Annotated in this window: 8 protein-coding genes; 1 reads left to right on the top strand and 7 read right to left on the bottom strand. The window is 70.9% G+C overall.

Features of this window, described 5'->3' with window-relative positions:
• Nucleotides 1-318 precede the first annotated feature (318 nt).
• The 4 genes from ACWGDB_RS13300 to ACWGDB_RS13285 form a co-directional block, all read right to left on the bottom strand.
• The gene (locus tag ACWGDB_RS13300; protein ID WP_453822515.1) at nucleotides 319-1542 is read right to left on the bottom strand and encodes an MFS transporter; all 1224 of its coding nucleotides are present in this window, start codon (nucleotides 1540-1542) and stop codon (nucleotides 319-321) included.
• Nucleotides 1543-1699: 157 nt separating this feature from the next.
• The gene (locus tag ACWGDB_RS13295) at nucleotides 1700-2761 is read right to left on the bottom strand and encodes an endonuclease/exonuclease/phosphatase family protein (RefSeq protein ID WP_453822514.1); all 1062 of its coding nucleotides are present in this window, start codon (nucleotides 2759-2761) and stop codon (nucleotides 1700-1702) included.
• A gap of 189 nt (nucleotides 2762-2950) precedes the next feature.
• A complete protein-coding gene (locus tag ACWGDB_RS13290) occupies nucleotides 2951-3580 on the bottom strand; it encodes a TetR/AcrR family transcriptional regulator (RefSeq protein WP_453822513.1) in 630 nt (209 codons plus the stop codon).
• A gap of 111 nt (nucleotides 3581-3691) precedes the next feature.
• Entirely contained in the window at nucleotides 3692-5278 is a 1587-nt protein-coding gene (locus ACWGDB_RS13285) for an MFS transporter (protein WP_453822512.1), read from the bottom strand.
• A 193-nt stretch (nucleotides 5279-5471) separates the two neighbouring features.
• Between ACWGDB_RS13285 and panB the strand changes: the two genes are divergently transcribed.
• The gene (panB, locus tag ACWGDB_RS13280) at nucleotides 5472-6347 is read left to right on the top strand and encodes a 3-methyl-2-oxobutanoate hydroxymethyltransferase (protein WP_383596180.1); all 876 of its coding nucleotides are present in this window, start codon (nucleotides 5472-5474) and stop codon (nucleotides 6345-6347) included.
• Between the two features lie 99 nt (nucleotides 6348-6446).
• Here panB and ACWGDB_RS13275 read toward each other — a convergent pair whose 3' ends face one another.
• The 3 genes from ACWGDB_RS13275 to ACWGDB_RS13265 form a co-directional block, all read right to left on the bottom strand.
• Nucleotides 6447-8390, bottom strand: a complete 1944-nt coding sequence (locus tag ACWGDB_RS13275) for a S53 family peptidase (RefSeq protein ID WP_453822511.1) — start codon at nucleotides 8388-8390, stop codon at nucleotides 6447-6449.
• A 130-nt stretch (nucleotides 8391-8520) separates the two neighbouring features.
• On the bottom strand, nucleotides 8521-9144 hold the full coding sequence (locus ACWGDB_RS13270) for a DUF305 domain-containing protein (protein WP_453822510.1): 624 nt from the start codon (nucleotides 9142-9144) through the stop codon (nucleotides 8521-8523).
• A complete protein-coding gene (locus tag ACWGDB_RS13265; protein ID WP_453822509.1) occupies nucleotides 9141-9812 on the bottom strand; it encodes a DUF3105 domain-containing protein in 672 nt (223 codons plus the stop codon). The genes ACWGDB_RS13270 and ACWGDB_RS13265 overlap by 4 nt, the downstream gene beginning before the upstream one ends.
• Nucleotides 9813-9914: the final 102 nt, after the last annotated feature.

Here is a 9914-nt window from a genome sequence, read left to right as displayed (position 1 = left end):
ACGGCCAGTGCGGCGCCTGTCAGTGCCGGCGGGGTGGCCCCGGGGCCCGCCGCGGGGGCGAGGCCGCCGAGGGACGCCCGGGCCGTGACGTGGAACTTCAGTGCCGAACGGTTTCGGCCCGCTGCGGGACCTGTCCCGCGACGACCCGCTGTCGCCCGCTCCGCGGGGCGCCCCCGCGCCGGTCCACCGCGTAGGCGGCACCCGCGGCCGCGAGCCCGAGGACGGCCAGTGCGGCGCCTGTCAGTGCCGGCGGGGTGGCCCCGGGGCCCGCCGCGGGGGCGAGGCCGCCGAGGGACGCCCGGGCCGTGACGTGGAACCTCAGTGCCGAACGGTTTCGGCCCGCTGCGGGACCTGTCCCGCGACGACTCGCTGTGGCCCGCTCCGCGGAGCGCCCCCGCGTCGGTCCACCGCGTAGGCGGCACCCGCGACCGCGAGCCCGAGGACGGCCAGTGCGGCGCCCGCCAGTGCCGGCGAGGTGACCCCGAGGCCCGCCGCGAGGGCGAGGCCGCCGATCCAGGCACCGCCCGCGTTGGCGAGGTTGAAGGCGGCCTGGTTGGCCGATGAGGCCAGGGACGGGGCGCTGGACGCCTTCTCCATCACCATCAGCTGGAGCGGGGAGCCCGTGGCGAAGGCCGCCATGCCCAGCAGGACGACCGCCAGGGCCGCGCTCCACGCCGTCGACATCAGCAGCGGGAAGAGAGCCAGGACCAGCGCCAGCGAGAGCAGACCCCCGAACAGCGTCCCTCGCATCGCGTGGTCCGCCAGGCGCCCGCCCAGCAGGTTGCCCGCCGTCGCCCCGACACCGAACAGCGCCAGCAGCAGCGTCACACTGGCGTCGGTGTACCCGGCGGCGTCGGTGAGCATCGGCGTGATGTAGCTGTACGCGGCGAAGAGCGCGCCGAAGCCCGCGACCGTCGTGCCGAGCGCCAGCCACACCGGCAGGGAGCGCAGGGCGGCCAGTTCGCCGCGCAGGCCCGCCTGCTCGGCGGTGTGCGCCTCGGCGCGCGGGATGAGCAGCGCCAGCGCCGCCATCGCGGCCAGACCGATCGTGCTCACGCCGAGGAAGGTGGCCCGCCAGCCCAGGCTCTGGCCCATCAGCGTGGCCACCGGCACGCCCGCGACGTTCGCCATCGTCAGGCCGAGGAACATCAGCGACACGGAGCGGGCCTTGCGCTCCGGGGCGACCATGCCCGTCGCCACGACCGCGCCGACGCCGAAGAAGGCGCCGTGCGGCAGGCCGCTGAGGAAGCGGGCGGCCATCAGCCAGTGGTAGTCGGGGGCGAAGGCGGACAGCGCGTTGCCCGCGACGAACAGGGCCATCAGTCCGATCAGGACCGTGCGGCGGGGCATGCGGGCCGTGACCGCGGCCAGCAGCGGGGCGCCGATGACGACGCCGAGGGCGTACGCCGAGACCAGATGTCCGGCGGTGGGGATCGAGATGTCCAGGTCGTTCGCGACTTCGGGCAGTAGGCCCATCATCACGAACTCGGTCGTACCTATGCCGAAGGCGCCGACGGCCAGGGCGAGCAGGGCCAGGGGCATGAAGTGCCTTTGCCTTTCAGGGTCGAGAGCGGAGCTTCGTACTCCGTGATGTTCGTTCCATATGTTCAAGTACGGAACAAAGTCTCTCAGGCCCGGTATTCCGGCAGCTGACAATCCGGTTGCCGAGACCCGTCCAGGCGCCGCTGACCAGGGGTTTTCAGGACGCTGATGTGTCGACCTTCACACGCGCAGCCACCGGCAGATGGTCGCTCCCCGTCTCCGGCAGCGTCCAGGAGCTCATCGGCTCCAGGCCCTTCACCATGATCTGGTCGATCCGGGCCATCGGGAACGACGCCGGCCAGCTGAAGCCCATCCCGCTGCCCGACGCGCCCTGCGTGGAGCGCATCTGTGCGGTGACGGCGTTCAGCGCGCGGTCGTTCATCGTGCCGTTCAGGTCGCCGAGCAGGACGATCTGCCGGAGGGACTCGTCGGCGATGGCCTCACCCAACGCGTCGGCGCTCTTGTCGCGCTGCCGGGCGGTGAACCCGGCCTCCACCTTCACCCGCACCGACGGCAGGTGGGCGACGTACACCGCGACCTGCCCGGACGGCGTGGTCACCGCGGCCCGCATGGCACGGACCCAGCCCAGCTTGATGTCGACCGGCTCGACCCCGCTCAGCGGGTACTTGCTCCACAGCCCGACGGTGCCCTGCACCGAGTGGTACTTGTACGTCGACGCCAGCGCCTTCTCGTACGTCGGAACCGCCGCGGCCGTCAGCTCCTCCAGGGCCACCACGTCCGCGCCGGACGCGGCCACGTCCCGGGCGGTGCCGGCCGGGTCGGCGTTGTCCGCGTTGACGTTGTGCGTGGCCACCGTGAGGTCGCCGCCGACGCCGGTCTTGTCGGTGAGCTGGCCCCCGAACAGGTTCAGCCAGACGATCGCCGGGACCAGCACGGCGATCAGCGCGGTCGCGGACCTGCGGACGAGGGCCAGCAGGAGCAGCACCGGGACGAACAGGCCCAGCCAGGGCAGGAACGTCTCCGTGAGGCTGCCGAGGTTGCCGATGGCGTTCGGGATCTGCGCGTGCAGCAGCATCACCAGGGCGAGGATGAGCGCGAGGGCGGCCAGGACGATGCCCCGGCGCCAGACACGCGGGTCGCCGCGCCAGCCCGCGACCAGGCCCTTCAGGCGGTTTGTCAGGCGCTGAAGCCCGGGTTCCCGGCGCTCGGGACCCGAGCCGCCGTTGTCCGTCTCCGTCACGTACGCCTGCTGCGCCATACCGTCGCCTCACTACCTGCCGTGCAACACCGTCGTCCCCCCGCGCCCAGAGAAACCCTAGGGGATGATCGGCTCCGATCCCGCCGTACTCATGACGGCCGTACGGGGGCGAGGACGTACAAGTCGGCCTCGTGAGTTCCGGATGCGCCGGGGGAAAGCGCGCTCTGTGACGAAACGCGCACATTCGATCTACGGGGTGGGTGAACTGACGGGCCGTAGACCCTCGAGCACGGCGTCGGCCATCTGCTCAGCCAGGCCTTCCGGGAGTTCGGCGTCCGGGCGCATGACGGCCCGCACCAGCATCGGTCCGAAGATCATGTCGTTCATCACGTCGACGTCGATGTCCGCGCGCAGTTCACCGTTGTCCTGTCCGCGGCGCAGGATCGCGTGCTGCTTCCTGCGCCGTGGCTCGACGACGGTCGTGTGGTAGGCGTCCCAGATCTTCGGGCTGCTCTTCATCTGGGCGATGACGTTGTGCATGAGCACCGACGAACGGGTCATCAGACCGCGTTGCCGCAACTGCTCCAGCAGCGCCACGACATCGTCGCGCACCGAGGTGCCGGGCAGTTCGGGGTCGGGCGGCTCGGCGGCGCGCACGACGTCGACGAAGAGCTCCTCCTTGCCGCTCCAGCGGCGGTAGATGGTGGCCTTGCCGACTCCCGCGGTACGCGCGATGCGCTCGATGGACAGCTCCGCGAGCGGCACGCCGTCCTCCAGCAGCTTGAGGATGCCCTCCATGATGGACCGTTCCACGGCCTCGCTGCGGGGTCGGCCCCGGGTGGGGCCGTCCTGCCGGGGCCGGCTGTCGGCGAGGCTCACTTGGCTCGGTCCTTTCCGTGGGTTGGGGTGATTCTCCCTGGTGTACGGCGTCGGCGTGCACCACGTCGCGGGGTTCGGGGCGCGCGTCGGCGCGTGTCGCAGGCCTGCCTCCTACTCCGCGGCGGCCAACTCCCGTTCCGTCTCGCCCTCCTGAGGCGCCGCCGGCCGCCCCGGCAGGAACAGCCCGACCACCACCGCGCCGAGCACCGCGACCCCCGCGCCCCACAGCGCGGTGACGTGCATGGCGTGCAGGAAGGCGTCGTGGGCCGCGCCGACCAGGGCGTCGCCCCGGGGGCCGAGCCGGTCCGCGACGCCGAGCGTGGCCTCGATGGACTCGCCCGCGGTGTGCCGCAGGCCCTCCGGCAGCACCGTGAGCCGGCCCTCGATGTCACCTCGGTACGCCGTCGACAGGACCGAGCCCAGCACGGCGATGCCGAGCGCGCCGCCGACCTGGCGGAAGGTGTTGCTGAGCGCGGAGGCGGAGCCGGCCTTCTCGCGGGGCAGGGCCTGCATGATGACGACGCTGACCGGGGTCATGATGTGCGCCATCGCGGTACCCATGAGGAAGAAGACGACCTCCAGGATCCAGATCGGCGTGTCCGCCTCGAACGTGGCGAACGCGGCCAGCGTGGCGGCGATCAGCAGCATGGCGCCGGTGGTGGTGGCCCGGTTGCCGAACCGGTCGACGACGAGCCGGGCCCGCGGGGCGAAGATCATCTGGGCGGCGGCGAGCGGCAGCATCAGCAGGCCGGTCTCCAACGGCGAGTAGCCGCGCACGCTCTGGGTGTAGAAGACCGAGAAGAAGGTCACGCCCATCAGGGCGAAGAAGACCAGCGCGATCACGCCGATCGCGGCCGAGAAGACCTTGTTGCGGAAGTACGTGACGTCGATGGACGGATGGTCGCTGCGCTTCTCGAACACGACGAACGCGGCGAGCACGGCGACGCCGGAGCCGATGGTCGCGAGCACCGTCGGGTTGGTGAAGTCGGCCAGCTGGCCGCCCTTGATGATGCCGTAGACGAGCAGGACGAGGCCGACGACGGAGAGCACGACGCCGACGGGGTCGATACGGCCGGGCTTCGGGTCCCGCGAGTCCGGGACCAGCCACAGCATCAGCGCGAGGGCGAGCAGCACGATCGGCACGTTGATGAGGAAGACGGACCCCCACCAGAAGTGGTCGAGCAGCACCCCGCCCGTGATGGGCCCGATGGCGATGGCGAGCCCGACACCGCCCGCCCAGATGCCGATGGCCTTGGGCTGCTCCTCGCGCTCGAAGACGTTCATCAGGACGGCGAGGGTGGCCGGCATGACGAAGGCGGCGCCGAGGCCCATCACCGCGCGGAATGTGATGAGCTCGCCGGGCGAGCCGGAGAACGCGGCGAGGGCGGAACCGATCCCGAACACGGCCAGCCCGCCGAGCAGGACCTTCTTGCGGCCGAGCCGGTCGCCGAGGATGCCCGCGCTGAACAGCAGACCGGCGAAGACGAGGGTGTAGGCGTTGATCGCCCACTCCAGCTCGCTCTGGGTGGCGCCGAGGCCCGTCGGGGCCGGGGTCGAGATGGTCTTGATGGCGACGTTCAGGATCGAGTTGTCCAGGACGACGATCAGCAGGCTCAGCATCAGCACGGCGAGGATCGCCCAACGGCGCCGGTGCACGGCTTCCGGTATGCGGGGGGCTGTGGCGGCGGGAGAAGTCATGCTGTCGACGCTACCTCCTTTACGATACGGAACCGTCTCGTATCTTAAACTCTTACCGAGTGCTTACGCGGGGCGGAACACCGGGGCGGAACTCACACGGGGAGGTCTGGCCGTCCCTGACACGAGGTGCCACCATGGAGGGGATCCGGGGACGCCGTGAGGGCGCCTCGAGATGACAGAAGGAGCCGTTGCAATGACGCAGCTTTCGGCTGCCCAGACGCCTCAGGCGAAGACCTCCGACGGCAGCAAGGCGCTGTACGGGGGGAAGGGCACACGCCGCATCACCGTTCGCGACATCGGCCTCGCCAAGGAGCGGGGCGAGAAGTGGCCCATGCTCACCGCCTACGACGCGATGACCGCGTCCGTCTTCGACGAGGCCGGCATCCCGGTCATGCTCGTCGGTGACTCCGCGGGCAACTGCCACCTCGGCTACGACACCACGGTGCCGGTGACGCTCGACGAGATGACCATGCTCTCGGCGGCCGTCGTACGCGGCACCTCCCGCGCCCTGATCGTCGGCGACCTCCCCTTCGGCTCGTACCAGGAGGGCCCGGTGCAGGCGCTGCGCTCGGCGACCCGGCTGGTCAAGGAGGCCGGCGTCGGGGCGGTCAAGCTGGAGGGCGGCGAGCGCTCGCACGAGCAGATCCGCCTGCTGGTCGAGTCCGGCATCCCGGTCATGGCCCACATCGGCCTGACCCCGCAGTCCGTCAACGCCATGGGCTACCGCGTCCAGGGCCGCGGCGAGGAGGCCGCCGCGCAACTCCTGCGCGACGCCAAGGCCGTCCAGGACGCGGGCGCGTTCGCGGTCGTCCTGGAGCTGGTGCCGGCCGAACTGGCCGCCGAGGTGACCCGGGTACTCCACATCCCGACCGTCGGCATCGGCGCCGGTGCCGAGACCGACGCCCAGGTCCTGGTCTGGACGGACATGCTCGGCCTGACCGGCGGCCGCGTCCCCAAGTTCGTCAAGCAGTACGCCGACCTCCGCGAGGTCATGGGCAACGCGGCGAAGGCGTTCGCGGACGACGTGGTCGGCGGAACGTTCCCGCTGGAGGAGCACTCGGTCCACTGAGCCCTGCCGGGCCCAGGCCACCCCTGAACCACTGCGGCACCAAAGCGCCCCGCCGATCTTCCCCCGTCGGCGGGGCGCCTCTTTGTGCCCTGCCACCGATCAGCGACGCCGGTACGACTCCACATAGCCGCCCGCAGGCGTCCCCACGCCCGTCACCTCGTCGTAGCCCTTCACGGCCTTCAGGGAGCTGTCCTTGCCGAGGCTGCGTACGGACGTGGTCAGGCCGTCGGTGGCGTCGTAGCCGTTGACGTAGTCGACGCGGGCGAGGGCGAGGCCGGAGCCCGTCGGGTCGTCGGTGACGTCGTGGTACGCCTTCGAGCCGTACCGGGCGTAGATCGCCGGGTTGGCGAAACCGAGCGGCCTGCCGCCGCGGGCCTCCTGCGCGAGGGCCTGGACGGCCGCGATCACCGGCGCCGCGAGCGAGGTGCCGCCGAGGCGGTACTCGTCGTAGGCCTGCGTCGTGCCGTCCGGCATGGTCTGCGTCTGGCCCACCAGGAACCCGGTGTTGGGGTCGGCGATCGCCGCGATGTCCGGCACGACCCGGTTGCCGTCGGCACCGTTGGCCTCGGCGAGCGCGTCCGGCACGACACCCTTCTGGTAGTACGGCTCGGCCACCGTCCGGCTCGTGCCGCCGCCCGCGCCCGAGTTGAACGCGCCCGGGAAGCCGGTCCAGCTCCCGCCGTCCGTCGACAGGAGCGCCTTCTCGGTGCCCCAGCCGGTCTCCCACAGGTACTTGTCGCCCTTGCCGACCGCCAGCGAGGTGCCGCCGACCGCCGTCACCCACGCCGAACTCGCCGGGATGTCCACCTGCTTGGTGCCGCTGCTCGCGACCTCGTCGCCGTCGTCGCCGGAGGAGTAGTAGAAGCCGATGCCCTCGACCGCGCCGAACTGGAAGACCTGGTCGTAGGCGGCCGCGAGGTCCGGGGTCTGCGCGTCCTCGGTCTCGCCCCAGGAGTTGGAGACGAGGTCGGCCAGGTGGTTGTCGACGATCTTGCTGAGCGAGTCCAGGAGGTCCTCGTCGTAGCAGGACGCGGCACCCACGTAGGTGACCTGCGCGCCGGGCGCGACCGCGTGCACGGCCTCGACGTCCAGGGTCTCCTCGCCGTACCAGCCGGCCGCCCCGCACTCCTCGGTCCGCGTGTACCGCGCGGGCAGGACCTGGCGCAACTGGCCGCTCTTCCAGGCCGCGTCCCCGTTGCGCTTCGCGTAGGTGCCCGCGTCGTAGGCGATCGTCGGCGAGGCGTACGCGTCGGTGATGGCGATGCGTACGCCCTTGCCGGTGCGCTTGCCCGCGCCGTACGCGGCGCGCAGCTGTTTGCCGGTGTAGCCCTTGACGGCGTACGGGATCTTCGTGCCGTACGCGTCCGGCAGCGTGGTCGCCGCCTTCGAGCCGTGGTACGTCGAGAACGGCCCGGCGTTGCGGAACACCGTCTCCGGCGGCGGGAGTCGGTCCTGGTGGCCCGCCAGGTGCGGCGCGTCGTCCAGACCGGTGACCGTCAGGACGGCACCCTTGAGGCTGTCCGGCACGGACGCGGTCGCCGTGGGAGCGCGGTAGGTCTTCGCGCCCTCGGTGTAGTTGTGCAGCTGGGTGCCGAACGCCTTCTCCGCGGCGGCCACCTCACCGGTGACGGCCACGTAGTGCTGCGTGACCCCCGTGACCTTCAGGCCGGCGGACGTCAACCAGCTCCGGACGGCGTCCACTTGGGCTTTCGTCGCGCCGAAGCGGGCCTGCGCCTGCCCGGCGCTCAGGTACTTGCCGTAGGACGCCGAGGCCGGGTCCGACACGGCCTTCGCGTACGCGGCGAGGCCGGCCGCGTCGCGGCCCGCGAGGTAGACGCGCGCGGAGACCTGCGCGCTGTCCGAGGTCGCGCCCTTGTCCGCCCGGGCCGTGGCCCAGGCGGGCTTGGTGCCGGCGAGCCGGTCACGGCCCGGGGCGTCGGCGGCGTGCGCCGCCGGTATGCCGAGTGCCAGCGCGCCGGTGAGGAGAGGCAGTGTCGCCGCCAGACTCACTGAGGCGCGCAGCGCGGCACGTCGAGATCTCATGGAACCCCCTGTGCGATTCGTGTGCGAGTGGATCACCCGACGGTGGCCACTTAAGCGACGAACCGTTCACGCCAGGGAAATGCGCGGCTCAAGAAGGTCCCAACCAACGCAATGACAAAGCCAATTCAGGCTAGGGGCGAGGCTTCGCGCCTCGCTCCCGCAGCATGTCCGCCATCAGGTCGATCTCCGACTGCTGCCCGTTCACCATGGTCTGCGCGAGCCGCTTCTCCACGCCGACCGAGCACTTGTCGACACAGCCCTCGGCCATGTGGATGCCGCCCTTGTGATGGGCCGTCATCAACTGCAGGAAGAAGATCTCCGCCTGCTTGCCGCTGAGCTCCTGAAGCTTCTTCATCTCCGTGTTCGTGGCCATGCCCGGCATCAGCGCGCCGTCCTCGCCCGCGGGCATGTCACCCATGCCCATCCAGGTCATCGGCGCGTCCGACGACACCTTCGGCAGCTCCCACAGGTCCAGCCAGCCCAGCAGCATCCCGCGCTGGTTGGCCTGGGTCTGCGCGATGTCGTACGCGAGCCGCCGGATCTCCTCGTCCTTCGTACGGTCGCGCACGATGTACGACATCTCGACGGCCTGCTGGTGGTGCACCGCCATGTCCCGCGCGAACCCGGCGTCCGCCGAGTCGACGCCCGGCGTCCCGCCCGAATCGCCGTCCTCGGCGACCGCGTAGGTGAGCGCGCCGACCGCGACGAGCACGGCCGCCGCGGTCCCGGCGATCCAGCCGACGTGCTCCCTCACTCCGGCAGACCGCCCGTGCACGCCGCGCCCGGCTCGGGCGTCTGCTCGCCCTGGACGTACTTCTCGAAGAACTTGGCGACGTTCGGGTCGCTCGCGCTCGTCACCGTGCGCTGGTGCCCCCACGCGCTGAGCATGATCGGGTCCTGCTGCTTCTCGTCCGGGCTCATCAGCGTGTACGGCGTCTGCTTGACCTTGGCCGTCAGCGCCTCGACGTCGGCCTTGGCGGCCTTGGACGTGTACGTCACCCAGACCGCACCGTGCTCCAGCGAGTGCACGGCGTTCTCCTTGCGGAGTTCCTTGTCGTAGACGTCGCCGTTGCAATTCATCCAGGCCCGGTGGTGGTCGCCGCCGACCGGGGGCTCCATCGGGTACCCGACACTGGTCTCGACGTGGGTGCTCGACAGCTTCTTGTCCCAGGTCTTCACGCCGTCCTTGCCGGTGACGAACTTCCCGGGGGTCTTGTCGGCCGGCCGCTGCGCCTCGTCCTTGTCGGCGTCGGACTGCGACCGGACGAGGATGACACCGGCGGCCACGAGACCCACGACGACCACCACGCTGGCCGTGATCGTCAGGATGCGGTTACGGCGCTCACGGGCACGCTCGGCACGCCGCATCTCCTCTATTCGCGCCTTGCGAGCCGCGTTGCTCTTGTTCTTGGCGGAGCCCATGAGGTGTTGTCCTTCTGGGGAAAGGGACGGTCGGGTCCGCTGATCGTAATGGGGAAGGTGTGACATCTCGTAGAGAGGATGTGGAGAGGACAGAGGAAAGGC

It is taken from the genome of Streptomyces sp. NPDC055013, from assembly GCF_053608645.1.
The sequence above is the reverse complement of the archived record's forward strand: the minus strand, read 5'-3'. Positions and strand labels throughout refer to the sequence as shown.